The 26,447-nt window shown below is 70.0% G+C and carries 23 protein-coding genes and 3 pseudogenes; 12 read left to right on the plus strand and 14 right to left on the minus strand.

The window, feature by feature from the left end; all coding sequences use genetic code 11:
• Nucleotides 1-380: 380 nt before the first annotated feature.
• Together OG429_RS33755 and OG429_RS33760 are read right to left on the minus strand one after the other, a co-directional pair.
• Complete coding sequence (locus OG429_RS33755) at nt 381-2,018, minus strand: serine/threonine-protein kinase (RefSeq protein ID WP_328929047.1); 1,638 nt, start codon at nt 2,016-2,018, stop codon at nt 381-383.
• 278 nt (nt 2,019-2,296) lie between these two features.
• Entirely contained in the window at nt 2,297-3,181 is an 885-nt protein-coding gene (locus tag OG429_RS33760; RefSeq protein ID WP_328929048.1) for an AraC family transcriptional regulator, read from the minus strand.
• 162 nt (nt 3,182-3,343) lie between these two features.
• On the opposite strand from OG429_RS33760, the gene OG429_RS33765 reads away from it, so the two are divergent.
• Both OG429_RS33765 and OG429_RS33770 read left to right on the plus strand, forming a co-directional pair.
• On the plus strand, nt 3,344-4,459 hold the full coding sequence (locus tag OG429_RS33765) for a serine hydrolase domain-containing protein (RefSeq protein ID WP_328929049.1): 1,116 nt from the start codon (nt 3,344-3,346) through the stop codon (nt 4,457-4,459).
• 107 nt (nt 4,460-4,566) lie between these two features.
• A pseudogene (locus tag OG429_RS33770) lies at nt 4,567-5,580 on the plus strand (hypothetical protein); the annotation flags it as partial.
• Nucleotides 5,581-5,830: 250 nt separating this feature from the next.
• Here the strand turns inward: OG429_RS33770 and OG429_RS33775 are convergent.
• Complete coding sequence (locus OG429_RS33775; protein WP_328929050.1) at nt 5,831-6,235, minus strand: FKBP-type peptidyl-prolyl cis-trans isomerase; 405 nt, start codon at nt 6,233-6,235, stop codon at nt 5,831-5,833.
• Nucleotides 6,236-6,469: 234 nt separating this feature from the next.
• A complete protein-coding gene (locus tag OG429_RS33780) occupies nt 6,470-7,123 on the minus strand; it encodes a DUF1326 domain-containing protein (protein WP_328929051.1) in 654 nt (217 codons plus the stop codon).
• 214 nt (nt 7,124-7,337) lie between these two features.
• On the opposite strand from OG429_RS33780, the gene OG429_RS33785 reads away from it, so the two are divergent.
• Nucleotides 7,338-8,150: a DUF2182 domain-containing protein gene (locus tag OG429_RS33785; protein WP_328929052.1), complete on the plus strand. Its 813-nt coding sequence runs from the start codon at nt 7,338-7,340 to the stop codon at nt 8,148-8,150.
• Nucleotides 8,151-8,488: 338 nt separating this feature from the next.
• On the opposite strand, the gene OG429_RS33790 is transcribed toward OG429_RS33785, so the two are convergent.
• Complete coding sequence (locus tag OG429_RS33790) at nt 8,489-8,704, minus strand: DUF6243 family protein (protein WP_328929053.1); 216 nt, start codon at nt 8,702-8,704, stop codon at nt 8,489-8,491.
• A gap of 266 nt (nt 8,705-8,970) precedes the next feature.
• On the opposite strand from OG429_RS33790, the pseudogene OG429_RS41550 reads away from it, so the two are divergent.
• Nucleotides 8,971-9,120: pseudogene (locus OG429_RS41550) on the plus strand (IS256 family transposase); the annotation flags it as partial.
• A gap of 108 nt (nt 9,121-9,228) precedes the next feature.
• Here the strand turns inward: OG429_RS41550 and OG429_RS33800 are convergent.
• From OG429_RS33800 to OG429_RS33815, 4 genes are all read right to left on the minus strand, one after another.
• On the minus strand, nt 9,229-10,419 hold the full coding sequence (locus OG429_RS33800; protein WP_328929055.1) for a cytochrome P450 family protein: 1,191 nt from the start codon (nt 10,417-10,419) through the stop codon (nt 9,229-9,231).
• Nucleotides 10,416-11,606 carry an MAB_1171c family putative transporter gene (locus OG429_RS33805; protein WP_328929056.1) on the minus strand — a complete coding sequence of 397 codons (1,191 nt, stop codon included), beginning with the start codon at nt 11,604-11,606 and terminating at the stop codon, nt 10,416-10,418. The genes OG429_RS33800 and OG429_RS33805 overlap by 4 nt, the downstream gene beginning before the upstream one ends.
• Nucleotides 11,603-12,130, minus strand: a complete 528-nt coding sequence (locus OG429_RS33810) for a regulator component (RefSeq protein WP_328929057.1) — start codon at nt 12,128-12,130, stop codon at nt 11,603-11,605. The genes OG429_RS33805 and OG429_RS33810 overlap by 4 nt, the downstream gene beginning before the upstream one ends.
• Before the next feature lie 254 nt (nt 12,131-12,384).
• Nucleotides 12,385-12,840: a helix-turn-helix domain-containing protein gene (locus OG429_RS33815; RefSeq protein ID WP_328929058.1), complete on the minus strand. Its 456-nt coding sequence runs from the start codon at nt 12,838-12,840 to the stop codon at nt 12,385-12,387.
• A 453-nt stretch (nt 12,841-13,293) separates the two neighbouring features.
• Here OG429_RS33815 and OG429_RS33820 point away from each other — a divergent pair, with 453 nt between their 5' ends.
• Together OG429_RS33820 and OG429_RS33825 are read left to right on the plus strand one after the other, a co-directional pair.
• A complete protein-coding gene (locus OG429_RS33820; RefSeq protein WP_328929059.1) occupies nt 13,294-14,025 on the plus strand; it encodes a substrate-binding domain-containing protein in 732 nt (243 codons plus the stop codon).
• A 70-nt stretch (nt 14,026-14,095) separates the two neighbouring features.
• Nucleotides 14,096-14,478 (plus strand): annotated as a pseudogene (locus OG429_RS33825) (isocitrate/isopropylmalate family dehydrogenase); the annotation flags it as partial.
• A gap of 172 nt (nt 14,479-14,650) precedes the next feature.
• On the opposite strand, the gene OG429_RS33830 reads toward OG429_RS33825, so the two are convergent.
• Nucleotides 14,651-16,279 carry a carboxylesterase/lipase family protein gene (locus OG429_RS33830; protein WP_328929060.1) on the minus strand — a complete coding sequence of 543 codons (1,629 nt, stop codon included), beginning with the start codon at nt 16,277-16,279 and terminating at the stop codon, nt 14,651-14,653.
• A gap of 367 nt (nt 16,280-16,646) precedes the next feature.
• Between OG429_RS33830 and OG429_RS33835 the strand changes: the two genes are divergently transcribed.
• The 6 genes from OG429_RS33835 to OG429_RS33860 all read left to right on the plus strand — a co-directional run bounded on the left by OG429_RS33835 (nt 16,647) and on the right by OG429_RS33860 (nt 22,319).
• Entirely contained in the window at nt 16,647-17,825 is a 1,179-nt protein-coding gene (locus OG429_RS33835) for an ABC transporter substrate-binding protein (RefSeq protein ID WP_328929061.1), read from the plus strand.
• Nucleotide 17,826: 1 nt separating this feature from the next.
• Nucleotides 17,827-18,705: a branched-chain amino acid ABC transporter permease gene (locus OG429_RS33840; RefSeq protein WP_328929062.1), complete on the plus strand. Its 879-nt coding sequence runs from the start codon at nt 17,827-17,829 to the stop codon at nt 18,703-18,705.
• Nucleotides 18,702-19,679, plus strand: a complete 978-nt coding sequence (locus OG429_RS33845) for a branched-chain amino acid ABC transporter permease (RefSeq protein ID WP_328929063.1) — start codon at nt 18,702-18,704, stop codon at nt 19,677-19,679. Before OG429_RS33840 ends, OG429_RS33845 begins: the two co-directional genes overlap by 4 nt.
• Nucleotides 19,676-20,437: an ABC transporter ATP-binding protein gene (locus OG429_RS33850; protein WP_328929064.1), complete on the plus strand. Its 762-nt coding sequence runs from the start codon at nt 19,676-19,678 to the stop codon at nt 20,435-20,437. The genes OG429_RS33845 and OG429_RS33850 overlap by 4 nt, the downstream gene beginning before the upstream one ends.
• Nucleotides 20,434-21,141, plus strand: a complete 708-nt coding sequence (locus OG429_RS33855) for an ABC transporter ATP-binding protein (RefSeq protein ID WP_328929065.1) — start codon at nt 20,434-20,436, stop codon at nt 21,139-21,141. Before OG429_RS33850 ends, OG429_RS33855 begins: the two co-directional genes overlap by 4 nt.
• A gap of 515 nt (nt 21,142-21,656) precedes the next feature.
• Nucleotides 21,657-22,319, plus strand: a complete 663-nt coding sequence (locus tag OG429_RS33860) for a deoxynucleoside kinase (RefSeq protein WP_328929066.1) — start codon at nt 21,657-21,659, stop codon at nt 22,317-22,319.
• A gap of 149 nt (nt 22,320-22,468) precedes the next feature.
• Here OG429_RS33860 and OG429_RS33865 read toward each other — a convergent pair whose 3' ends face one another.
• From OG429_RS33865 to OG429_RS33880, 4 genes are all read right to left on the minus strand, one after another.
• Nucleotides 22,469-22,612 (minus strand): hypothetical protein, encoded by a 144-nt coding sequence (locus OG429_RS33865; protein ID WP_328929067.1) that lies wholly within the window; start codon nt 22,610-22,612, stop codon nt 22,469-22,471.
• A gap of 252 nt (nt 22,613-22,864) precedes the next feature.
• Complete coding sequence (locus OG429_RS33870; protein WP_328929068.1) at nt 22,865-25,285, minus strand: heavy metal translocating P-type ATPase; 2,421 nt, start codon at nt 25,283-25,285, stop codon at nt 22,865-22,867.
• A 182-nt stretch (nt 25,286-25,467) separates the two neighbouring features.
• Nucleotides 25,468-25,734 carry a metal-sensitive transcriptional regulator gene (locus tag OG429_RS33875; RefSeq protein ID WP_328929069.1) on the minus strand — a complete coding sequence of 89 codons (267 nt, stop codon included), beginning with the start codon at nt 25,732-25,734 and terminating at the stop codon, nt 25,468-25,470.
• A 65-nt stretch (nt 25,735-25,799) separates the two neighbouring features.
• Entirely contained in the window at nt 25,800-26,372 is a 573-nt protein-coding gene (locus OG429_RS33880) for a rhodanese-like domain-containing protein (RefSeq protein ID WP_328929070.1), read from the minus strand.
• Nucleotides 26,373-26,447 lie beyond the last annotated feature (75 nt).

Raw genomic sequence — 26,447 nt, forward strand, 5'->3', positions numbered from 1 at the left:
GTTGCACGCAGGCGAGCTGGCCTGGACGCGGGCCGTCCTCCTGGCGTAGTCATCACGGAAGCGATGCTGTTGGTGATCTTGCCGGAGCTCCCCGCGCCGCGCTGCGGCGCGTATGGAGCGCCTCGGGTCGTCGCGGTGCTGGCGGCAGGCGGACAGGGGCCTGCCGCAGGGCTGGCCGCTCTTGGTGGGCTTCGCGCAGAGCCACAGCACGGAGGGGTCTGAGCAGCGGCAGCCGGTGCCCGTCTCATCCATCCAGCGAACGCCAGGGCCCCGCTCTGACACTGGCCTGCGCCAGCTTTTCGCCCCGCGGCGTGCGGGCTGGGACCTGCACGAGTACTGCAACTCCGACCTGACCCACCTCGGTGAGAAAGGTCCGAGCGTCAGGCACTGTCTGCCGCCCGCCTCGCGAGGTATCCCTGCGTGCGTCGGAGCGCGTCGGCTATCAGGCCGTTTGCGAGAAGTAGCAGCCATCCTCCAGGCAGGAGCACGCTGCGAATCGTGTATCCGGGGTTGGCGTCATCCGAGGGCTCCAGGCCGAGTGTCATCGCGAGCACCCACAGACCAAGGAGCGTGACGATGGTGATCCAGCCGGCACAGATCACGCCTGCCACCAGGCCGCACTTCTTTAGGTCTTGGTCGTCGGCCAGCCTCAGCAGGAACAGGACTGCCAAGGCTAGTCCAGCCGCTGTACCGATGATCCCCATGGGTATCGCCTGCCAGCTCGTTGTCACTCCGGGGATGCCGCTGGGAATTGCTTCCCAAGGGTGCTGCCAGTTGAAGCGTTCGAGTACGTGTGCCATTTGAGTGCCGGAGGGCTCCTTCTTCCAGGTCTCCGAAAAGATCGGCTTGAAGCTCGCCCAGAGGAGCGCTCCCGCTGCCAGGAGGATCTCTGCCACATGGGTGCCGATCACTTCGCCCACCGATGGAGTCCCGATCGGGTTCGGCACCTGCTGCGGCAGTTTCTGAGTGCCCGGCAACGCGGCCGGAGCCGATGCGGCGACAGGCCCGGTCTCCGGCGTCCCGCCGCCTTCATTGCCACCCGTCATATGCGGGGAATCGGGCTGATCACGAAGGGCGGTGTCTGCCGCTTCCGAGTCGGTGACAGTAAGGGCGCGCAAAGCGCTGGTGCGCGCCTGGATAGCTGCGCGGGCACCAGTGATCCCCATCCAGGCGCCCGGACCGAGCGCGTTACCCAGCTCCTCCTCGCACCACTCCAGCACACGTAACGGTGCCGGGCGCTGGTCGGGGTCCTTGTGCAGGCAGGCGCCAATCAGTTGACGCAAAGGGGGAGTGAAGAGGGACACGTCCGGGTCGTCCGCGACGACGCGGTGGGCAACGGCCCACTCGTTCTCCGCGGCGAACGCCTCACGGCCGGCGGCGAGGAAGTACAAGGTAGAACCGAGAGCGAAGACATCGGAGGCCGCACCGACGGGGCGGCCCGAGGCCTGCTCGGGCGACATGTACAGCGGAGTGCCGATCCGGGTGGAATGGCTCCTGTAGGTCACGGACTGGGTCAGAGATTTGACGATGCCGAAGTCGATGACCTTCGGACCGCTCTCGTCCAGCATGATGTTCCCGGGCTTGAGGTCCCGGTGCACCACGTTCGCGGCGTGGATGTCGACGAGGGCGTGGGCGATGCCCCAGGCCAGCAGCATCACCTGCTCGGTCGGCAGCGGCCCATGGTCGGCCACCAGATCCCGCAGGGAGGGCCCGGCCACGTACGTCGTGGCCAGCCATGGCCGCTCGGCCTGGGGGTCGGCGTCCAGCAACGGCGCGAGGTGGGCACCGCGCACCTTCTGTGCGGCGCCCACCTCGCGCGCGAATCGTTGTCCGAACTCCCCGTCCCCGGCGAACTCGTGACGGATCACCTTCACGGCCGTTGGCTGCCCGCCGGGGGAAAGAGCGAGAAACACCTGCCCCATACCGCCCTCGCCCAGCCGCGCCACCAGATGAAAGCCCCCGAGACTGTCCGGATCATCCGACTGCAATGCAGGAAACTGAAACGCTGCCCTCGGCACGAAGCCCCCCTCGTCTCCCCACCCGGGGGATACCTCACGGCTCGACGCCCGCCGCGTTCGTCCCACGAGCGTAGAACTCTGCCTGCCGTTCCACCAGAAAAGCCGAAGGTCCGACCCGCCTCGCTCATTGGCTGCAAGTCAGGCAGCTGCACGGGGCGCGTCGGCTCCGTGCCAACAGGCCCCGACAAGATCACCAACAGCATCCGGAACGGGTGCCAGAACCGCAACTCGCTTGCAAAGCCACCCGGAGCGCGTAGGGCGCCGCTATCGCGCTGTGCTCACGCCCCGGCGCTCCCGCTGCTGCCCCGCTCGACCGGGATCCACAGCTGGGAGTCGGTCTCCGCGCCGATCTCCACAGGCTGCGTCCGCAAGAGCTCCGGACCCGGCCGGGTCGCGTACGGGTTCGAGGGGAACCACTGCGTGAACACGTCCCGCCACAGCTCCTGGAGGGCGCTCGGATAGGGCCCGTGGTTGTCGAAGACCGCCCAGGTCCCGGCTGGCACGTCGAGGGCCTCGAGCTCCTCGGCGGCCGCCTCGGGACCGGTCACCGCGCCGATCCAGTAGTCAACCTCGGCGCCCTCCTCCCGGCTGTCGGTCAGGTGCACCACCACCGACAGGATCCCCTCGGGCTCCCCGTCGGCCAGTTCCTTCATCCGTACGATCGCCTGCTCGTCCAGGCTCTCCAGGTGCGCCGCGGCGGCCGTGTTGAGCCCCTCGTGCACGAGCGGGACCCGGGCCTTCCTGCCGACGACGCGAAACGGCTCCTTCTCCACGATCCGGTACCGCATGGTCGTACTGCCTTCGACGACGACACGGAAGGACATGCGCGGCTGTGCCGTGAGCACCGCGCCCGTGCGCCGGGCCTCGCCCGGACCGATACCGTGCACCGACCGGAACGCCCGGGCGAACGCCTCGCCCGAGCCGTACCCGTACCGCACCGCGACATCGAGCAGTGTCAGCTCCCCGGCCAGCACCTCGGCCCCGGCGAGCGTCATCCGCCGGCGCCGCACGTAGACCGGGAGCGGCATCCCGGCGAGCGCGGAGAACAGCCGTCGGAAGTGGTACTCCGACATCGCGGAGAACCGGGCCACCTCGGCCATGTCGATCTCCCGGTCGAGGCAGGTCTCCAGGTGGTCCAGCGCCTGATTCAGCTGCTCCAGCACGGGTATTCGTCCTTCCGCCTCGTGTCTCCACCGCAGGAACGCCCACCCTGCGCGGTCAGGCCGTCTTGACGGAGTAGAGAGAATCTGATCGAGCCCTGCCTGACAAAACCAGTGCGGGAATGGTTGGGCAGGAAGACCTGGCGTTATCTGAGGATCACGTCCATGACTGACATTAAGGGATATTGCGACCCGCGGTTTGTTGCGGTCCGAGAGGCACTTGCAGCTTTGCTCGTCAAGGAGGACGTGGGCGCCTCGGCGGCCGTCTACATCGACGGCGAGCCGGTGGTCGACATCTGGGGCGGGTACGCCGATGCGGGCCGATCCGTCAGCTGGGAACGCGACACCCTCACCGGTGTGAACTCGACGACCAAGAACATGACCGCCCTGTGCGCGCTGGTTCTGGCCGACCGGGGCGAGCTTGATCTGTCCGCGCCCGTCGCCGCCTATTGGCCTGAGTTCGCCGCGGCCGGCAAGGAGAACGTGCTGGTACGGCACGTACTGTCGCACACGGCGGGACTGCCGGACCTGTCCGGGCCGACGGCGGTCGAGGAGCTCTACGACTGGGAGAGCGTGACGACCTCGCTGGCCGCGCAGGCGCCCGAGTGGGAACCGGGGACCGCCGCCGGCTATCACGCGCTCACCTTCGGGTTCCTGGTCGGTGAGATCGTCCGCCGCATCACCGGCCGCAGCCTCGGGGAGTTCTTCGCTGAGGAAGTGGCCAAGCCGCTGGGCGCCGACTTCCACATCGGGCTCTCCGCCGAGCATGACCGCCGAGTCGCAGCCCTCGTCGCGCCGCCGTCACTGACCGACGAGTTCACCGCCACTGCACCGCCCGGGCCGGATGGCTCACGCCGGGAGAACACCGGTGCCGCGATCCGGGTCAAGGACGTGAACTCCGTGGCCTGGCGTCGTGCACAGATCCCTGCGGTGAACGGCTTCGGCAACGCTCGCTCCGTCGGCCTCGTCCAGTCGGTACTGGCGAACCAGGGGTCGGCCGGCGGCGTGCGACTGCTGTCTCCCCAGGGTTGCGAGCCCGCATGGCAGGAGGTGTTCCACGGTGACGACCGCGTCCTGCGGACGCCCATGTCCTGGACGGCGGGCTTCGGCAAGTTCGGCAACACCTTCGGCTGGGGCGGCTGGGGCGGCTCGCTGGTGGCGAGCGATCCCGGCTCACGCATGACGGTGGCCTACGTCATGAACCAGATGATCGACCGGGACCAGCAGGAGGACAACCGAGGCATGGAGATCATGATGGCCGCGTACAGCGGACTGCACTGACACGCCCACTGGGAAGGGGCAGTCCGCGCCTGCACAGCGAGCTCTTCCAGGCCGCCGAGCTCGGCGGCGAGGCCCTTCGGGCGGGCGGCCACGAGCCTCCGGATGAGGCGAAGACCGCGGCGTACGCAGGTCACGTCGTTCTCACCCCGGGTGCGCACTGCGGGGTGACCAGTGGGCGCCCGATGGTGCCGAAGGGGGCGGCCGGTGGCATCTACGGTGAGCTCGTGAACTCGACGGGCAGGATCGCCGCCAAAGCGAGGTTCGTGCCGGTCGGAGGAGCGGCAGCGGCGGGCACGGTAGGCGGGGCCGGTGCGACCGCCGGTGCCGCGGCCGCCGGCGGGACGGCGCTCACCGTGGCAGCTCCGCTCGTGCTCATGGCCGTGGCGGTGGGGGTGAGCGCGCACGCCGACCACAAGCGCCAGCAGGCCATCGAACACATCACGAAACTGCTGGAGGAACTTCAGGAGGAGAAGCTCGACGACGAGCACAGCGAACTCGACGGCTGCCGGGACGCCATCGACAAAGCCACTGCCATTCTGCTCGACCAGGGCAAGCTCGGTGTCTCGCTGGGACTCGACTCGGCGGTGCATGCCATCAACACGGCGCTGGGCAAAGCCGACCGCCGCCTTGCCCGATGGCAGAGCGCGCTGGACAGACTGCCCGAGGGCGAGGCCGTCGAACTCGGCACGTTGACCAAGTCGTTCCCTGGCGTCGACGACCATGGCGGCACCTTCCGAACCCACCTCGAACTCGCTTCCCTGGCTATCTCGCTGAAGCGACGGGTGGTTGTCCTTCAGGCCGTCGAGCACGCCCAGAGCGACGCCAGCAATCCGTTCGAGAACTTCACCCGCGCACTCAAGCGCGATCAGCAGCGCCTCGACGAACTGGAGTCGAGCATCACCGGTGTCCTGGTACGCCTGTCGGCACTGGAACTGGCGCGCCCGAACGGTTTCCGACCCGTTTTCACGACCGGTGAAGTCGATCGTCTCATGAGCGCGGCACACCGGATTCGCAAGTTGGGTGACGGCGTCACGGTCAACAGCCGCACGACGGACGTGGCGATTGACATTGCCCGCGACAAGGACGGCTCGGTGGTCGTATTCCCTGCACTGCCCGCGTAGCGACGACGTGGATTCCGCCGAGGACCTCCCCCCGTCCGCCGAGCGCGGCCGCCGGGTTCAAGCGTTCGGGCGGCGGCGCGGGGCAGGCCGTTGAGGACGTCGGCCGCCACGTAGCCTTCGGGGGTCAACGGGTCGCAGCGGAAATGGTCGGGCGCTGCGGAATCGGAAGCAGGAGCGGCAGCGAGGAGTACGGCGGCACCGCCCCTGGGAGAAGACGCAGCACCTCGCAGGGGAGGAGCGGCCAGGGCCACTAGGCGTTGCTCCACCCGGCTGTGCTGGAATACGAGTCAAGCAGGTCCACCACGAAGACCAGGGTCGAGCCCGGGGGGATCAACGGCGAGGGCGACTGCTTGCCGTAGCCGAGCCGCGGAGGAACGATGATCTCGCGCCGACCGCCGACCTTCATCCCCCTCACCCCCCGGTCCCAGCCCTTGATGACCTTGCCGCTGCCCAGGGCGAACTTGTACGGCTGGCCCCGGTCCCAGGAGGCGTCGAACTCCTTCCTGGACTCGAAGGTCACCCCGACATAGTGGACCCTGACCACCATGCCCGGCCTCACCTCGGTCCCGTCCCCGACGACCAGGTCCCGGATGGTCAGCTCGGTAGGAGCGTCACCCTCCGGAACGTCGACCTCGGGCTTCGTCAGGTCACTCATTGCAGCCTCGTCACTCTCCGTCGGAAGCCCTCGCACGGGCCAGCCGGACACATGGACACTTCGTGCAGCAGATGGTCACGCTACCGAGAATGGCGGTCCCCGGAGCACACCCAATCCAGCGGCCACACGTGATGATCTTTCGCGCAGCCGATGAATGCGATGCGCAAGGCTGATGGGTCCGTGACGGGTCCGGGCGACCGCCGGCCGCGCCTGTGCCGGCCCGGTTGAGGGTACTCAGTTGGGGCCGGACCAGTCGAAGGTGATGGTCTTGCTGGACTGGCCGGTGCGGTTCCAGGTGAAGCCGAAGGCGTCGGCCCGGTCGGTGGTGGCGCGGCCCCAGGTGGCGAGCTGGCCGGGGCCGGTTTCGCAGCCGGGGAGGTTGGTCGACTGCACGCGGGCGCCGTCCGGGGTGGTCGGGCCGGTGAGGGCCTCGGCGCGGGCCTCGAGCCGCCCGGGGACGCTGGCCCGCCAGGTGGCCAGGTCCTCGTCGATCTCCACCTCGATGGGCGCGAAGTCCATGCCCCGTACCTCGAAGGCACCCATGGTCACCAGCTGCGCGGGCCAGCTGCCGGCCTGGCCACTGAAGATCATCTGCAGGGCTTGGCGCTGCCCGTCGTCGGCCCGCTCGTCGAAGATGAGCGCCGCGTACGAGTCCGAGTGCTCCGCCCAGACATTGCCGACGAAGGAGCTGAGCATCACGACGTTCAGGCCGTCCAGTCGGACGTCGCCGTAGGCGCCTTCGCGTATGTGCCACACCAGGATGCCTTCGCAGTCGCCGGTGGTCGGCGGCTGGGCGAACGAGCACGGGCACGGAATGCTGCACTTGCACACGTCGAACCAGTCGCCCGCCAGACGCCAGGCCGGCACGGTCTCTGCCGCCTGTGTCATCGCTCTCACTCCTCACGCAGCCATGACCGCGGGTCGCGGGAGCGGAGCGGCGGACCCGGTGATCCGCGTTCGTCCGGCCGCGCCCAGGGGCCGGAACGGGTCGATTCCTTTCCTTACCTCCATCGTGCGCCCGGGTTGCCGGGGCAGCCAGTGGCGAGGGGGTTGCCGTCCTCGGGATCCGTGCTGTGCTGGAAGGGTCCGATGGGAGTGCGTCATGCGTACGGTTCAGCGGCCGGACACGAAGGACCATCCGTTGCGGGCGGGAGTGCTGCTGCCGGTCCGGGACCTCGCCGTGGCCTGGTCGCTGATCGTCTTGATCGCGGCCCTGGCCTGGGTATTCACCGTGAGCCAGGCCCGGGGCATGGGGGTCGAGCCCGGCACGATGGGGATGGCGCTGCCACTGTTCCTCCTGCTGTGGCTGGCGATGATGGCGGCGATGATGCTGCCCTCTGTCGCCCCCGTCGCGGTGACCTGGGCAAAGGGGATCGCCCGCCAGTCCAGCGGTGCCAGACGGGCGCTGCGCACCACCGAATTCATCTCCGGCTACCTGATGGCGTGGACGGCGTTCGGCCTCCTCGCGTACGGCGGGCTGGCGCTCACCGGCAACCTGGTCGATCGGGACCCGGACGTCGGCAAGTGGATCGGGGCGGCCGCCTTCGCACTGGCCGGGCTGTACCAGTTGGGTCCGCTCAAGGACGTCTGCCTCCGGCATTGCCGTAGTCCGATGGCTCAGCTGATGCGGTACGCCTCGTACCGGCCGCGGCTGCGCGACCTGAGGGTGGGGCTGCACCATGGTGCGTACTGCGTCGGCTGCTGCTGGGCGCTGATGGTCCTCCTGATCCCGCTCGGCGTCATGAACGTCGCGGCGATGGCGGGAGTGGCGGTGCTGATCTTCTTGGAGAAGCTCTGGTACCGGGGGCCGCAGCTGGCCCGGCTGGCCGGCGTCGCGTTCCTGGTACTGGCCGTGCTGGCGCTCTTCCACGACTGGCTGCTGCCGGGCCTGCAGAGTTCGATGACGCCGATGTGAGGCGGTTCGGTCTCATCCGTGCTGCGGGTGCCGCTGCTTCCTGTTCGCTGCTGAAGACGAAGTCCGCCTGCTCGCCGTAGGCCGACTCGAAGCTCACCGCGAGGGCCAGGGATAAGTACTGCCGCCCTGACTCAGTACCTCCGTACCGCCCACACCGTCAGTGCTGCGGGGGCCCGGGTCCAAGGGTCTCGGCTAGAGCCGTCCGGTGGTCGGCCGAGAGCTGAGCGGGACCGGACGCGCCCGGTACGGCAGCGGAGCCCCGATACGGGGCAGGGCCCGGACCGTGCGTCGCGGTCCGGGCCCTGCCCCGTGCGGGGCCGCCCTGCGGCGGCCGGGCATCAGCTCTGTGCGGTGTCGTCGCTCGCCTGCCCGGCGGCCTCAGCTGCGCGTGCCTTCTCGCGCATCTTGCGCACCAGCTCCGCCTTCTGGTCGGCGGCACCCTGGCGGTCGCGGTTGCGGTGCGGACCGTTGTTCTGCCGTTCGGCGCGGGACAGCTTCTTGCGCTGGCCGCCGCCCTGGCCCACGGGGTTATTGATGTTCTTGCTGTCGGTCACGGGTTCTCCCGGTGGTGATGTGCAGTGATCTACGGATTCATCGGTGGGGGACGGGTGCGGCGACGTCGAAGGGCGTCAGCGGGGGCCCGTCACGCTCTCACTCGTGAATCGGTGTCTGGAAGAACATGACAAAGACGTTACCCGGTTCCGTCGGCCCCGCGCGCCAAGCTTTTCGCCGCCCCGGCGCCGGCCGGGCCTGGCATGAGGCCTCTCGGCCACTGGCAGGTCCGGCGCGGCTGGAGGGGGCGCCGACATTCCGTCCGCGTTCGCCGCAGCGTGTCGTGAAGGTGCTCTACCTCGCGGTCCGGGAGCAGATCAATCCCAAAGCACGCGACAAGAACCACGTCGCCCCACACTGGAAAGAGGCGCTGAACCAGTTCTCACTGTTCTTCGAGGATTGGCTCAGCATCCAATGACAGCAACCGACTTACACGAAGTCGCTGACACGTCCGCACCGGCCGCCGACTCCGGAACTGTGCTGATGAACGGGGTGCGTTCGGATCCCGCGCCGCTTCCGGTCGGGGTCAGGCGAGGGTGAGGGGGAGGGTGGTCAGGCCGCGGGTGAGGCGGGTTCGGTGCCAGGTCAGGGATTCTGCGGGGACGGCCAGGCGCGTGTTCGGGAAGCGGGTCACCAGGGTGCGGAGGGCGATTTCCGCCTCGGCCCGGGCCAGGGGTGCGCCCGGGCAGCGGTGGATGCCGTGGCCGAAGGAGAGGTGGCCGCCTGCGTCGCGGTCGAGGTTCAGGTGGTTCGGGTCGGGGAACCCCGCCGGGTCGCGGTTCGCCGCCCCGGGGGCGATGAGCACCGGGAAGCCCGCCGGGATGTCGACCCCGTCGACGCTCAGGTCCTCCGTGCTGTGACGGAAGGTGGCCACGCTCACCGGGGAGTCGTAGCGGAGCAGTTCGTCGAGGGCGCCGGGGACCAGGGCCGGGTCCCGGCGCAGGCGGTCGAACGCCTCCGGGTGCCGGAGCAGGGCCAGGACGGCGTTGCCGATGAAGTGGGTGGTGGTCTCGTGCCCGGCGACCAGGAGGAGGGCGGCCAGGGAGACGGTCTCGTCCCGGTCGAGGCCGCCCTCGTCGCAGTCGCGCAGGAGGGAGTGGAGCGGGCCTTCGCCGGGGGTGGCGCGGGCCGTGTCGACGAGGTGGGTCAGGTAGTCGCCGATCCGGTGTGACGCGGCGTCGACGCGGTCGGTGTCGGTCGCGTCGAAGAGGTCGTGGGACCAGCCGGCGAGCGCGACGCGGTCGGATTCCGGCACACCCAGCAGCTCGCAGACGACGGTGACCGGCAGGGGCACCGCCAGGTCCGCCACCAGGTCGATGTCTGTGCCCGGTCGCCACGTGGCCGTGAGGTCGTCCACGACCCGGGTGATGTAGGGGCGCAGTTCCCGGACGCGGCCGGTGGTGAACAGCGGGGTCGCCACTCGTCGGTGGCGGGTGTGTGCCGGAGGGTCGCTCGACAGCATGTTGCGGGAGATGGCCGGGTGCAGGTCGCGGTTCGAGGGCCGGTCGGCGAAGAAGCGGGCCGTGTCCTTGGACAGGCGGGGGTCGGTGAACGCCTCGCGGGCCTCGGGGTGGCCGGTGATCAGGTACGCGTGGTGGCCGCCGGAGCCGGTGGGAATCCGTTGGACGGGGCAGCCTTCGCGCAGCCGGTCGTAGGTGGGGTAGGGGTCGGCGAAGAAGCGCGGGTCGCGCAAGGGGTCCTGCCGCGGTGCGGTCACGAGGCCACGCCCGCGTGCTCGGGCGCCGGGTGCCGCGCGTAGGCGTCCGCCACGAGCAGCAGCCACGCGGTCTCCGCCGGGAGGTCGCCCTTGCGGGAGGCGGTGCCGGTGGCGGGTGGGGCCTCGTCGCCCTCGGGGGTGGCTCCGGCATGCTTCGCGGCGACGGCCGCGGCGATGACCGCCGCCTCCACCTCGGCGTCGCCCTCGGGAGTGCCTGCCGTGCCCCGGCGGGCGACCTCGGCGGCCGCGGCGTTCCGTACCGACGCTTGACGGTACCGGCGCATGGCCAGCACGCAGTCGTTGATCTCGATGACGCGGCGGTGGAGGTGGAAGTCGAGGTCGTGGGCGTCGGCTTCGGTGTTGCCCGGGTCGAGCACGACTTCGGGGACCGCCGAGGTGACCTCCCGCCACAGGGGTTCCAGCGCGGTGAACGAGTTCCGTTCCCAGCGACGGCGGCGCAGTTGGCTGAGCGGCCACAGCAGGGCGGGGAGGGTGAGTCCGACGGTGATGAGGAGCACGGCGACGGCGGGCGCGGTCACGCTGAACGTGCAGCGGAAGGGCGTCAGCGGCGTCGAGCACCGGGCGTGGTCGGGGACGAGCCCCAGACCGAGGCCGATGGAGACCAGGGCGAAGAGCTTGTACGCGGCGTAGACGAGGGCGAAACCACAGCCCACCGAGGTCGTGCGCAGGCCCCAGCGCTGACTGCGGCGGGTCGAGCGCGTGGACTGGGCCCAGGTCTGCAGCAGGAAGTCCTTGGCCGTGTACCCCAGGTAGGAGATGTAGATGAGCACGTAGCACGCGTACAACGCCGGGTTGCGTCCGGTGAGTTGTTCGGCGACGAAGAAGGCGGTCATGCCGGCGACGGAGAGCGCGAGGGCGATGACGCGCAGTCGGATCTGCCGGTGGGCCCGTTCGCGGTCCAGATTGAGCTGGAAGAGGAAGGCGAGGACCGAGGTCGCCGCCGTCAGGGTGAAGGTGTTGCTGAGGAGTCGGGCGACGTGGGGGACCACCGATTCGACCGCGCGCTCCACGGCGGGAGCGTAGGAGGCGAAGGCGAGGGCGAACGAGGTCAGCAGCGCCGCCACCGCCCAGGTGCCCGTGGGGCGGTGCCCGCCGCGTCCGCGCACCCAGTAGGCGGCGAAGCACAGCAGCACGACGGCCGTGCCCGTGAAGAGGATGTTGATCATTTCCGGTGGCGCTTCTTCCTGTGCGGCTCGGCGAACAGTGCGTCCCAGCTCTCGGCGCCGCTGGCGGGCCGGCTCGACGGGCCTTCGCGTCCCCGGTACATGAGTTGTCGGATCACGCTGGCCATCACCTCGGCCTCGCGTTCGTCCTCGCTGGTGTAGCTGGTCCGGCCGGACATGCGCTGGACGAGGGTGGGGTTGAACCCGATCGCGTGCAGGGCGTCCTGGTCCAGTTCCAGGCTGCCGGGGTGGTCGCAGATGATGTGGCTGATCTCGTGGGCGAGGATGTGGTTCTGGTGGAGGGCGGAGGTGGCCTCCTCGTAGAACAACAGGTCGGCGTCCGGGGTCTCCAGGCGGATGCCGCACGGGGCGTCCATGGCGCCCAGGGTGCTCAGCGGGCGCAGGATGATGGGGCGTCCGCGTTGTTCGGCCACGGCGTCGCGGAGGTCGCGGGTGCTGAAGCGATGCGGGAGTCGAAGCGCCTCGACGCGCGCCTCACACGTGGCGCGAAGCTGCTCAAGGTCCATGTCCTCACTCTGGTGACGCCGGTCGGGGGTGGTCGGCCGGGGCGAACCTCTCCCCGGAAGCCCGGTACGCGCGCCCCAATGCTGACATGTTCGCGACTGCGTTTCGAGGGCGGGGTGCCGCCGCGGTCGGGCCGTGCGGCTCGGGATATCGGGCTTGTGCCGGGAAACGCCCGATGCCCCCCTGCCGATGAGCGACCACAGGGGGGTGTCGTGTCTGGGGCGGGGAGCCGTGTGATCGCCGCCCGGTGCGCGGTTCAGTCGTCCAGGTCGAGGTCCTGTGCGGAGTCGTCGGTGGTGAGTCCTTCGAGTTTCCGGGCCTGTTCGATCACGGTGGACAGCATCTTCAGGCTGTCGACGCTCAGGCCGTTGGCGCGCAGGGCCACCTTGCGGACGCCCTGATCGCGCATGGCGGCGAGGAGGTCGATCTCCGCCCTGGTGCGTTCGGCCGCCGCGCTGTCGACGAAGTAGCCCGCCGGTACGCCGAAGAAGTCGGCCAGGGCCTTGATGGTGTGTCGCGTCGGGTTCCGCTTGGTGCCGGTGCGCAGTTGCTGGATGGCACTCGCCGTCACCCCGCGCCCCTCGCCGGTCGCGGCCTTGCGGATTCCCTCGGCGACCTCCGCGTAGGTGTAGGGCCCCCGGGAAGGGGGGTGCACCTCGCGGAAGAGGTGGTCCAGGAGTTGGGCGAAGGTGGGCGACTGGTCATCCTCCACGTACACGACCTCCTTGGCGTGATGCCGAGCCTTTGCCCACCACAGTGTTTCTCGAAGCCCTTCGGGCTGGCACCGGCAACACTTTGGTTGACGCCGGACAGTCACTCTGGTGTACGTTACCAATGCTTCGTCGCCACTGAAGTGTCGAGGGCGAGTGGTGGCGGCGTCGGCCGGGTCGGGGTCGAGCTTCACGGGGGTGAGCTCGGCCGACGGCCCGGTGCGTCGTGGCGGCGTCGGCCGGCCTGCTCCGGAGCGGCGGTGACGGGAGCGTGCGGTTCGTCGCGGACGGCCTACGCTGAACCGGGGACTTCCGGCAGCTGACGTACTTCCTCGCCATCGTGGACCACGGCGGTTTCAACCGCGCGGCCGCGGCACTCTACGTATTCCCAGCCGTCCCTGTCGCAGGCCATCCAGGTCCTGGAGAGCGAACTGGGCAGCAGCCTGTTCCACCGGGTGGGCAGGAAGGTGGTCCTCACCGAGGCCGGCGCCGCGCTGGTTCCGCCGGCACGCGAAGCCCTGCACGCCCTGGAGCTGGCCAGGGCCGGCGTCGGCGCCGTCCGCGAACTGCGCGCCGGGCGCCCGGAGATCGCCGCGATGGCCTCACCCACGATCGAGCCCCTCAGCGCCATGATCCAGCGCTTCACCGAGCGCCATCCGGCGGTGTCGCTCAGCCTGCGCGTAGCCCTCACCCGCGAGGACGTGGTCGAGATGGTGCGCACGGGAGGCTGCGAACTAGGACTTCTGACCACCTCGTCGCCGCTGCCGAACGCGGACGTCGTCCCGCACCATGTCGGAGATCACCGGCTCGTTCTGGTCACACCGCCGGACGGCCCGTTCCCGGCCGGCCGGGCAGTTCGACGCGAACAGCTCGAAGGGCACCGGCTAATCGTCGGGCAGCGGGGGACCGGGATCCGCGCTTACGTCGACGACCTGAAAGCCCAGGGCATCGACGTCCGCATCGCGGTGGAGACCGAACACCGCATGGCCTTCCTGCCCCTGATGCTCAGGGGTGTCGGACTGGCGGTGGTGACGGAATCCTGGGCCGACCTGTCCGAGCGGGCGGGAGCCCTCGTACTCGACCTGGAACCGGCCTGCGTCCAGCACAACGTCCTGGTGAGCCGCAAGGCGCAGCTGACGCCGGCTGCCCGTGCCTTCCTGGAGATCGCCCGTCCCACCGGCACATAGGAACGGCCTATGAGTCAGATCGGGGATAGGTGTTGGACCCGGACGGCGCCCGATTGCTGGAATGCGACCCATGACGAACCACGGCATCGCCCTCATCCCTGGTGACGGCATCGGCACCGAAGTCCTCCCGGCGGCACGCCAGGTCCTCGATACCGTCGGGAAGCGCCACGGCGCCCCATCCGCGTGTTCGACGGCCTTCCCGGCCCCGTACGCGCGGCCATGCCCGGCGAGGTGGACTTCGTGGTCGTCCGGGAGAACACCGAAGGGGAGTACAGCGAGATCGGCGGTCGGACGAACCGCGGGCGGCCCGATGAAATGGCCGTCCAGCAAGCCGTGTTCACTCGGGCGGGGGTGACCCGGGTCCTCGACTTCGCCTTCCGCCTCGCCGAACGGCGCGGCGGCACCCTGACGTCGGCGACGAAGTCCAACGGCATCGTGCACACCATGCCGTTCTGCACCCCGGGGCCGCGGCCGACGTCACCGACGCCATCGCCCGTGTCCTGGCCACCACTCCGGTGCGCACGCGCGACCTCGGCGGCTGCGCCTCCACCGCCGAATTCACCTCCGCCGTCCTTCAGCACCTCTGACAGGACGCCGCGTTGTCGCCGCAGGGCGGCGGTGTGGCCTACGGCACCGCCGGATGGTGCAGGCGGCGCCAGTAGCCGGCGATGTCCTCGGTGGCGGTGGTGACCGAGTCGAGGGTCATCGTCGTGCGGGAGTCCCGGCCGTAGCGATCCCACTGCGGCATGGGCTGGTGGTTCGGGTCGCCGGTGCGGATGAAGGAGATCCAGGACGCGTGCATGGTCGCGGCGAGACCGTCACGGACCCTTGGGCCCAGCCCGGCCAGGAAGGGCGCCTGCGACCACTTGTCGAAGTTGTTGAACACGAACGGCAACTCCAGGCAGTGCGCGGCCGCGAGTTGACCGTTGTGGGCGGGCGTCGGGAGGTTGAACTGGTACGCCCAGACCGGACGTCCACGGGCCGCCCGCCGTTCGGCCAGCGCCACGCAGGGCATGCGGAACAGGTCGTCGGTGATCAGGTCCATGAGCACGTCCAGCGGACGGGCGCCCGGGCGGGCCTCCTCGTAGGCGGTGTAGGCCTGGGCCGCCCGGCTTCCGAAGGTGTTCCGGGCTCTGGCGAGCACCTGGTCCTTGGTCGCCGCGGCGTACGGCTCGCTGAGGGCGAAGGCGAAGTTCGCCTCCTCCCTGGTCCAGCCGATCAGGACCTCGATGTCCGCCCCGGCATCGCTGAGCAGCAGGTCGGCCGGGTTGCGGTCCAGTGCGACCTCGTCGAGCACCGGCAGGAACGGGGTCGACCAGTACCCCCACTGTCCGGTGCGCCCGAACATCTCGAAGGTGGCGGCGATCAGGCGCGGCCAGGGTACGGTCCGGAGCTCCGCCACGTTCTTGGCTCCGACGACGTCCAGGAAGGTCGCGGTGCGCTGCAGGGACTCGGCGCGGGTGGGGATCTTCAGTCCGAGCGGCGGGCTCTGCAGGATCGCGCGCCGGAACAGCGGGCGGCCCTTGGTCCGGGCACCGGCCAGCGCCGCGACCGACAGCGCACCCCCGGACTGTCCGGCGACGGTGATGTTCTCCGGGTCGCCGCCGAAGGCAGCGATGTTGTCCCGTACCCAGTTCAGCGCGGCGAGTTGGTCGGTGAGCCAGAAGTTCCCGCCGGCGCCCTCCTCCCCGAAGTAGAGGTAACCCAGTGGACCGAGGCGGTAGTTGATGGTCACGACCACGAGGTCGCCATTGCGTGCGAAGGTCTCACCGGAGTAGTTGGGCATCGAGCCGGATCCGGAGATGAAGCCGCCGCCGTGGATCCACACCATCACCGGCCGCTTGGCGCCGCCGGTTCGGGGGGCCCAGACGTTGAGCGTGAGGCAGTCCTCGTCGAAGGGCGGTGAGCCGTGCGTTCCGAGCACCTGGTCGCCGCCTTCCCGGTAGGGCTGCGGTGCGCTCGGCCCGAAGGCGGTCGCATCGAGCGTCCCCTGCCAGCCGGGATGGGGCTGAGCCGGCCGCCATCGAAGGGCGCCGACGGGCGGCGCCGCGTAGGGCACGCCCTTGAAGACGTTGAGGTCCCCTTCCGTGCTTCCGCGCAGTCGGCCCGCGGGCGCCTCCACCACGGGCGAGGACGCTGCTGCGTGCGGGGCGGCCTGCGCCGCGCCCGCGCCCGGCACGCCGGAGAGCAGCGCGGCACCGGCCAACAGCCCGCTGTTCTTGAGGATGCTGCGCCGCGATGGATCGTCGGTCATGTTGCTTCACTCCCTGACTGATCAAGAGCCCGTCGCCCAAATGGCATAGCGTGATTGCGACGGGCGTCAGTATTGCGCCATGTTCTGGGGCGGGGTCAAGGGGTGCGGTTCCGGTGGGATCAGAAATATCGTGAACTCTTGACGTACGTCGATTGTGCGCGATAGACACGTGTCACCTTCGAAATCCCTGCGGGGCGGTCAGCGTGCTCGCCCAGGCAGCGGCTCTCGCTTCGAGCCCGTCCGGGCGGCGAGGAAACGCGCGGCAGCCAGGCCCCCCTGTGAGCCGGCCCCTCCTCCGGGATCCCTCAACGAGCCCCATCGGCAACATCCGGCCCTCCAGGGCCGGTTGACAACGTACGGAGTTTCCATGGCAGGTCGATTTCGTCCCGTTGGTCTGATCGCCGTGACGACGGCAGCCCTCTTCCTGGCCACGGCATGTGGTGGCGCCAGCCTCGGGACAGGCGACGGCGACAAGCAGAACGGCCCCGTGAAGATCGGGCTCCTCGTCCCGCAGTCGGGGACCTACAAGGCGCTGGGCGACGACATGAAGCAGGGCTTCGAGCTCTACGTCGAACGGCATGGCGGCAAGCTCGGCGGGCGCGAGGTGGAGATCGTGGTCGCGGACGAGGGGGAAACGGCCGACTCGGGCAAGGCGGCGGCGGAGAAGCTGGTCAAGCAGGACCGGGTGCTGGCAGTGAGCGGCGTGGTCAGCTCGGCCACCATCAACGGGGTCAAGGACCTCTTCGAGAGCAGCAAGGTCCCGCTCGTCGGATCGAACGCCTCACCCACGACCCTGACCGGGACCAAGTACATCTGGCGCACCTCGTACGTCAACGACGAACCCGGCAAGGCGCTCGGCAAGCACGTGGCCGAGAAGGCCGGCGGCCCGGTCTTCCTGATCGCCGCGGGCTATCAGGCGGGCAAGGACGAGGTGGACGGCTTCAAGTCCACCTTCCTCCCGGCGGGCGGCACGATCGCGGGGGAGGAGGTCTACACGCCGTTCCCGGGGACCAAGAACTTCCAGCCGTACCTCGCGCAGATCGAGCGGTCCGGAGCCAAGGCCGTCTTCTGCTTCTACGCCGGCGGCGCGGCCGTCGACTTCGTCAAGCAGTACCGGGACTTCGGTCTGGCCGGCAAGATCCCGCTCTACGCGCCCGGCTTCCTCACCGAGGGCGGAGTGCTCAAGGGACAGGGAGGGGCGGCCGAGGGCATCCTCACCTCACTCAACTACGGCGCGGACCTGGACAACACGGCCAACAAGCAGTTCGCCCCGGCATACACGTCCGCCTACGGCGCCGCCCCGACCACGTACGCGATGGCTTCATGGGACGCGGCGCAGGTGCTCGACCGGGCGATCAAGGCCGCTGGTGACACGGTGACCCCGGAGACGGTCAACGCCGCCATCGCCGGGGTGGGGGACATCGACAGCCCGCGCGGCACCTGGCGGTTCAACAGCGGCGGCACGCCCGTCCAGACCTGGTACCTGCGCGAGGTCAAGCAGGGGGCCAATAGCGTCAGTTCCGAGCTCGTCCGGCTGGGCGGCTGACATGTACGGATGGTTGGACGGCAACTTCGTCAGCGTCATCGACGGGGTCGCCTTCGGTCTGCTGCTGTTCACGATCGCGGTCGGCCTCTCCCTGGTCTTCGGCATGATGGACGTGCTCAACCTGGCTCACGGCACGCTCTACCTCGCCGGGGCCTACGTCGCATACGCCCTGTCCGACGGGACCCTTCGGGGCCTGCTCCTCGCGCTGGCGGCCGGCGTCCTCGTGGGCGCCCTGGGCGGAGCGGCGCTGACGTTCCTCACCCAGCCACTGGCCCGGCGCGGGCACCTCGACCAGGCCGTGCTGACGCTCGGCATCACCTTCATCGTCGCCGATCTCCTCGCCGCGGCTTTCGGCGGCGAGGTGCTGCCCACCGACCCGCCGACCTCACTGCGCGGGACGGTGGACCTCCTCGGCCATGCCTATCCGGTCTACCGGCTCGTGTTCATCGGCGTCGCGACCGGCCTCGCCGCCGCCGTGTACCTCGTGTTCGAGCGCAGCTCGCTCGGAGCGCTGGTACGGGCCACCGTCGCGGACCGGGACATGGTCCGCGCGCTGGGCGTGGACATACGCAAGGTGCTCTACGGGGTCTTCGCGCTCGGCGCGGCACTGGCCGTGGTGGGCGGTGTCCTCGGGGCGCCGATCCTGGGTCCCGGCCCGGGTGTCGACGAGACCGTCCTCGTCCTCTCGCTCGTCGTCGTGGTCGTGGGCGGTCTCGGATCCGTGCGCGGTGCGCTCGCCGGCGCGCTCCTCATCGGCCAGGTGCAGACACTCGGGGTGGCGCTGCTCCCGGAGTACGCCCCCTTCCTGCTCTTCGGCACCATGCTCGCCGTGCTCGTCATCCGCCCGCACGGCCTGGTCCCGTCGGGGGTGCGCGCATGAGCCCGTCCGGATCCGACGGATCCGCCGCACGGCGGCTGTCCATGACCGCCCTCGCCCTCGGGCTCGCGGCGGCCCCCTTCGTCCTGGGCCCGTACGCCATCGGCACCCTGTCGCGGATCCTGGTGTTCGCCCTACTCGCGATCAGCGTGAACCTGCTCACCGGCCTGACCGGACTGCCGACCCTCGGCCAGTCGGCCTACTTCGGCGTCGGCGCCTATACGGCGGCCATCGTCGCGACGCGGCTCACCGACGTGGGGGTACTCCAACTGCTCATCGCCGCCGGAGTCTCCGCGCTGGTGGCCGTGCCCACGGGATGGCTGGCGGTGCGGGCCCGGGGCGTGGTGTTCCTGATGCTGACGCTGGCCATCGGCGAAATCGCCTACAGTGCCGCCGTCAACTGGAAGTCGCTGACGAACGGCACCGACGGCGTGTCCGGCATCCCGCCCGTCGTACCGCTGCCGGGCATGTCCGCGCTGGAGCTCGACGGGCTGGTGTACTTCTACGTCCTGGCCGTGTTCCTGGTGCTCTTCGCGGCCGTCTCCCGCCTGGGCTCGACACCGTTCGCCCTTGCCCTGCGCGGGATCCGCGACAACGAACGCCGCATGAGCGCGATCGGGTACCCCACCCGACGGTACGCCCTGGCCGTCTACTGCGGCGCCGGTGCGCTGGCCGGCGTCGCCGGCGGCCTGTGGGTGTCGGTGCAGCGGTTCGTCTCGCCCGGCGACGCGGGATTCGAGATCGCCGCGCTGGCCCTGCTCGCCGTCGTCATCGGCGGCTCCGGCTCGATGTGGGGGGCTTGTGCCGGAGCCGCGCTCGTCTGGCTCACCCGCGACTACCTCGGAAACCTCGAAGCCGTCGCGGGACGCGGGCCGCTGCTGCTCGGACTGTTCTTCGTCATCGCCGTCTACGTGCTGCCCCGAGGGCTGGCCGGCGTACGGCTCCCGCTCAAGCTGCCCCGGAAGAGGACGGCGTGACAGAACGCGATCTACTGGAACTACGCCGGGTGTCCCGGCACTTCGGCTCCTTCCGGGCCTTGGACGAGGTCGATCTCACCGTGCGCCAGGGTGCCAGGCACGCGATCATCGGACCGAACGGCGCGGGCAAATCGACGCTGTTCGGCCTGATCTCGGGAACGCTGTCGGCGACCGGCGGAACGATCCTCGTCGACGGGCAGGACGTGACCCGGCTGCCCGTGGACCGCCGGGTCGGGCTCGGTGTCGCCGCGACGTTCCAGCACTCCAGTCTCTTCATGCGGGAGACCGTGCTGGAGAACGTCCTGCTCGCCGTGTTGCGCCGGGCCGGTGCCGGACTCGGCGGCTGGCGGAGGGTGAGTGCCCGGACGGCGGCGGTCGAGCAGGCGCGGACGCTGCTGGCGCGGGTGGGGCTGCCCACCCGGCACGACGTCCTGGCTGCCGCCCTCTCGCACGGCGAACGGCGGCAGCTGGAGGTCGCCGTCGCCCTGGCCACCGAACCCCGGCTGCTGTTGCTGGACGAGCCGGCCGCCGGGATGTCTCCGGCGGAGACGGCGCGACTCACCGAACTCGTCGCCGCCCTGCCTGCCGAAGTGACGGTGCTCCTGATCGAACACGACCTCGACATGGTCTTCGAGCTCGCCGACACGGTGACGGTCATGCACCTCGGCAGACACCTGAAAACAGGCTCCCCGGACGAGGTGCGGGCCTCCAGTGAGGTCCAGAGCGCCTACCTCGGCACGATGGAGGGCGCCTCGTGAAGCCGTTCTTCAGCATTCGAAGCCTGAGCTCCGGCTACGCCGACGGCGTGGTCCTGGGTGGTGTCGATCTCGACCTCGACGAAGGCGAGATCGTCGCGGTCCTCGGCCGCAATGGGGTCGGCAAGACCACCCTCATCTCGACCGTCATGGGTTTCGTCCGGCCGTACGAAGGCAGCGTCACCCTCGGCGGGCGGGAGATCGCCGGATCCCGCGTCGATGTGATCGCCCGGGCCGGGGTGGGTGTCGTACCGCAGGGGCGCCGGGTCTTCGCACCGCTGACCGTGGCGGAGCACCTGGCGATCGCGTCGAGGCGTTCGACCCGGGGCCCGTGGACGAGGGCCCGCATCCTCGACCTGCTTCCGCGGCTGGGGGAGCGGCTCGGGCACCGCGGTGACCAGCTCTCCGGCGGGGAACAGCAGATGCTCGCGATCGCCCGGTCCCTGCTGGGGAATCCGCGTCTCCTGCTCCTCGACGAGCCGTCCGACGGCCTCGCCCCCGCGATCGTCGCGCAAGTGGGTGAGGTCATTCGCGAGGTGAGCGTGCAGGGCATGACGGTGGTCCTCGTCGAACAGAACCTGGGGCTCGCCTTCTCCGTCGCCCGGAACGTGGCGGTCATGCAGAAGGGCCGCATCGTCCACGAGGCGGCCTGCGCGGAATTCCGATCCAGTCCGGAAGACCGGCGGCGTCTGCTGGGCGTCGACTGACCGCGCGGAGGTGATCGCCGACTGGGTCACTCCCGCCGGTGCAGCCGGTGCACCCGACGCGGTCGGGCCCGGTAGCGGCCCGGCCGCGGCCCGCGGGACGAGCACCGAGGGGCTCGTCCCGCAGGCGCTCTCTGGCCACCCGCCAGGCAACGCGCGCCCGGCGGTACGTCCCCGGCCCCGCTCACGTGCCCCGGCCCGAGGGGTGCAAGGCTGGCGGTCTCAGCTGGGCCGGCGTGGTGAGCTGGGTGCCGACGCTCTGGCAGGCGTGGGGCGAATCATCATTTAGGCTTCAAGGTGGCCGCGGGGCGGTGGCTCGCCGTATGCGGCAGCCGCGGAACGGCCGACCCGGCCGTTCGAGTGGGCGGCCTGCGTCGGGTCCTTGGTCCGGACTCAGGACCCCATGGCGCTGATCATGAATGTCCTGGGGCTTCGGGTGACCGCCCGCATGCCTCTCAGGGGTATCGGGTGCCCAGCCGTCCCCCGCGAACATGAAGACCCCCAGGGAGAAGTGAGGTATGCCGGTGATCTGCGTCGGAGGCATGATCGGAATCGGCAAGACGAGCGTGGCCGAGCTGATCGCCAAGGAGTTGGGCAGCGAGGTCTTCTACGAGAGCGTGGAAGACAATCCGATCCTTCCTCTCTTCTATACGGCGAGCCCGGAGGAGATCCAGGCGAAGCGTTACCCCTTCCTGCTCCAGCTCTACTTCCTGCAGACCCGGTTCGCCTCGATCAAGGAGGCGTACAAGCAGGGCGACAACGTCCTCGACCGGTCCATCTACGAGGACTGGTACTTCGCCAAGGTCAATCACGATCTGGGCCGGATCAGCTCCCTCGAGATGCGGGTGTACGAGGGGCTGCTCGAAGAGATGATGCGCGAGATCGACGGCCTGCCGTACCGCAAGGCACCCGATCTCATGGTCTACCTCAAGGCGGACTTCGAGACGGTGCTGTACCGCATCGGGCTGCGGGGCCGCGATTTCGAGCAGGACGACAGCCTCGTCGAGTACTACCGGACGCTGTGGTCCGGCTACGACGACTGGGTGCACAAGCACTACTCGGCCAGCGAGGTCCTCGTCGTCGACATGAACCACACCGATGTGGTGAACAACCCCGACGACGCGGCCCGCGTGGCGCGAGAGATCAGGGACGCCGTGGCCGCGGCCAGGGCACGGAACTGAAGCCGTCCCACGCGAGTGCCTCCCCGCGGAGATCCTGGCCGCGCTGACCGTCACGGACGAGGACCGGGACCTCTTCCGCCGCGACGACGTACCGCCGAAGGCGTCAGTGGTGGGTTGGAGAAGTCACGGGGTGTCCCTTGGTTGCCGCGTCAACCCTTGTTCTGCTCGACGTGCAGATGGATCGGCCCCCGGAGCACGGGGCTGCGCCGGTACGGCGGCGGGTAGGTGACGAGCCGGGGTCGGTTGAGGCTGCGTATCCCCGGCTCGTCCGCGGCGAACTCGGCTGCGGTCATCCTTGGTTGTCCCTCTGGACGGGTACGCAGAGTCAAGCGTCAGCCCTGCGCTTCGCGTCGAGTGCCTCGTCGAGGGTGAAGGCGGCCATGATGAGGGACAGGTGGGTGAACGCCTGGGGGAAGTTGCCCAGTTGTTCCCCTGTCGGACCGATCTCCTCGGCGAACCTGTGGTGGAGTGAGGGACTCGCGGCCGGTCGTATTTCCCGGCGTGGGACGCAAGCGAGAGTGGCGCGCCGGGGCTGAGCCGGTTGGCTAGTCCCGGCCGTCGTCCCCGCCCGCTGGATCCGATTGCTCACGGCGGGGCAGGTGGAGGCGTTTGAGCGCGAGCGCGTTGACGGCGACGATGATGCTGGACCCGGACATGGACAGGGCGGCGATCTCGGGGCGGAGGATCAGGCCCGTGGCGGGTTCGAAGACCCCGGCGGCGACGGGCAGGGCGACGGCGTTGTAGCCGATGGCCCAGCCGAGGTTCTGGCGCATCTTGCGCAGGGTGCCCCGGCCGATGCGCAGGGCGGTGGGGACGTCCAGGGGGTCGGAGCGCATCAGGACGAGGTCGGCGGCCTCGATGGCGACGTCGGTGCCGGCGCCGATCGCGATGCCCACGTCGGCTTGGGCGAGGGCGGGCGCGTCGTTGACACCGTCACCGACCATGGCCACCGTGCGGCCGCCCTGCTGGAGTTCGCTGATCTTGGCGGCCTTGTCGCCGGGGAGGACGTCGGCGATGACGGTGTTGATGCCCAGGCGCTGAGCGATCCGTTCGGCGGTCGCCCGGTTGTCGCCCGTGAGCATGACGACCTCGACGCCGAGGCTGTGGAGGTCGGCCACCGCTGCGGCGGAGGTCTCCCGCAGCGCGTCGGCGATCCCGATCAGGGCCGCCACCCGGCCGTCGACGGCGGCGATGACGACAGTGCGGCCGGTGGCGACCAGCTCCTCGCGCCGGCCGCCCAGGGCCCCGAGGTCGACGCCTTCACGTTCGCTCAGGCGGCGGTTGCCGACCGCGACCCGGTGGCCGTCGACCACGGCCGTCGCACCGTGGCCCGGTACGTTCTCGAAGTGGCGGGCCTGCGCCGCGGCGACGCCGCGCGTGGCGGCGTACCGTACGACCGCAGCAGCCAGCGGATGCTCGGATTCCCGCTCGACGGCCGCGATCAGCCGCAGCACGTCCTCGTCGCCGCCGCGGACGCTGATCACGTCGGTGACTTCGGGTTCGCCTTTGGTGAGGGTGCCGGTCTTGTCCATGACGACAGTGCGGACACCCGCGGACGCCTCCAGGGACATGGCGTTCTTGAACAGCACGCCCCGCCGGGCGCCCAGCCCGGTCCCGACCATGATCGCGGTGGGGGTGGCCAGGCCCAGTGCGTCCGGGCAGGTGATGACGACCACGGTGATGGCGAAGAGCATGGCTTCGCTGAAGGGCCTGTCGGTGGCGAGCAGCCATACGGACAGGGTGAGGGCGCCGCCGACGAGCGCGACGAGGACGAGCCAGAAGGCGGCCCGGTCGGCGAGCCGCTGGCCGGGGGCCTTGGAATTCTGGGCCTCCTGGACGAGCTGGACGATCTGGGCCAGTGCCGTGTCCGCACCGACCCTGGTCGCCCGCACCCGCAGCGTGCCGTTGGCGTTGAGGGTGGCGCCGACCACCGGGGAGCCGGGGCCCTTGTGCACGGGCATGCTCTCCCCGGTCACGGTCGACTCGTCGACCTCGCTCTCGCCCTCCTCCACGACCCCGTCCGCGGCGATCTTCGTACCGGGGCGTACGAGCAGCAGATCCCCGACGAGGACCTCGGCGGTGGCGACCTCCACGGGCCGGCCGTCCCGAAGAACCACGGCCTTCGACGGGGCAAGGTCCAGGAGCGTGCGAACGGCATCGTTGGCGCCGCCGCGGGCACGCATCTCGAACCAGTGGCCCAGCAGGACGAAGGAGGCCAGCACGGTGGCCGCCTCGTAGAAGACGTCCCCGCCCCCGGTGAGGGTGACGACGAGGGAGTACAGCCAGCCGGCACCGACGGCGACCGCCACGAGCACCATCATGTCCAACGTACGGGCACGCAGGGCCCGGACAGCGCCCACGAAGAAGATCGAGCACGAGTAGAAGATCACCGGCAGGCTCAGCAACAGTGCCCACACGTCCTGGCGCAAGCCGAACGGAACGGGCGCGTGCCAGCCGAAGACCTCCTCGCCGATCGGCGACCAGACCACGATCGGGACGGAGAACGCCACCGCGACAAGGAAGCGGTTCCGCATGTCGGTGACCATCGCGGCCATCGACATCTCGCCGTGCCCGCCGTGCTCGCCGTATTCCGTCGCCTCGTCGGGCGAACGCGTGCCTGCCGCCGTCACGGGCGTCGTGCGAGGGCGCTCCGGCGCAGCCGTGGAACCGGGCGGGTCCGGTTCCTGCATCGGATCACAGATGTGCGAGGGAACCGACTGGCCGGCGCAGTGGTAACCGCATTCGGTCACCCAGTCGCGCAGCTCGGCGAGTGAGGTCCGCCGCGGGTCGAAGACGACTGTGGCCGACTGCGCCACGGGGTTGACCTCAACGTCGAGCACGCCGGGTCGGCGGCCGAGTACGGCCGCGACGGTGCCCTGCTGGCTCGCGCACACCATGCCCCGCACATCCAGCACCGCCGTGCTGCGCTCCTTGCCCGTGGTGCGGTGGTCCGCGGGGTGCGCCATGCCCTCGTTCACCTCCCGGCCGGGTTCGGCTCCGCCTGTACAGCAGCCTGCGCTCCTGGTGAGGGCGCCGCAACGGCTGCTGCGGCACCGTGGGGCAACCCCACGGTGATCGCCGACGGCGGGAGAGAGGTGCGCGGAGCCGCCAAGGCGGCACTACGGGGCGTGCACCTTCCGGATGGGTGTCAGGCCAGGGTGAGGAAGAGCTTTTCGAGTTCTTCCTCGGTCATGGGTGCCTGGGATTCGTCGGCGTTGTTCATGCACTGGCGCATGCCGCTGGCGATGATCTTGAATCCCGCGCGGTCGAGTGCCCTGGAGACGGCCGCGAGCTGGGTGACGACGTCCTTGCAGTCGCGGCCGGCTTCGATCATGGCGATGACGCCGGCGAGCTGCCCCTGGGCGCGGCGCAGTCGGTTGAGGACTGAGCTGACCGCGTCGTCGTCGACCTTCACCGGGTACCTCCTGCTTGGTGTGCTGTTCGTCCCCATGGTACCCCAGGGGGTATTTGTCTCCGGAGTCAGTGATCGAGGAGGGCCGCGAGTGTGGCATCCATGTCGCCACGCTGCGGACGGTTGTGGGGGAGCTTGGCGAGGACGGCTGCCATGCCGCAGCTGTCGGTGAGGGCGGAGAAGGCCAGGCCGCCCGCGACGGCGGCGGAGACGAGCTGCAGAGCGGGGTGGATCAGGCCGAGCCCGAGGCCCGCGAGGACGAGGGCGCCGGCGGTCAGGCGGACCTGGCGTTCCATGCCCCACGTGGCGCGCGAGGCTTGCTCGGGGCGGTGGAGGTCGTGGCCCGCGGCGGCCCAGGCGCCGGTGCCCCCGGCGAGGGTGGCGGTGTCGATGCCGTGCTCGGCGAGCGTCTTGCGGGCACTGTCGGAGCGTGCTCCGGAGGCGCAGACGACCAGGATGCCGCCGCGGTCGGCGGCGTGGCGGATGGCGGGGAGGGCGCGTGAGATCTGATCGAGGGGGATGTTCAGGGCGCCGGGCAGGTGACCTGCGGCGTATTCGCCGGGAGTGCGGACGTCGAGGACGGTGAGCTCGTGCAGGCGGGTGAGGGCCTGTTCGGAGCTGAGGGCGTGGGGGGAGGTCATGGCGGACTGTCTCCTGATGGGTGTCGGCGGTGTCCGGGTGCGGACGCCGGGCGAGCGTGGGGGTGTGGCCTTGGG

The organism is Streptomyces sp. NBC_00190 (assembly GCF_036203305.1).
In the GTDB taxonomy this organism is placed as follows: Bacteria; Actinomycetota; Actinomycetes; order Streptomycetales; family Streptomycetaceae; genus Streptomyces.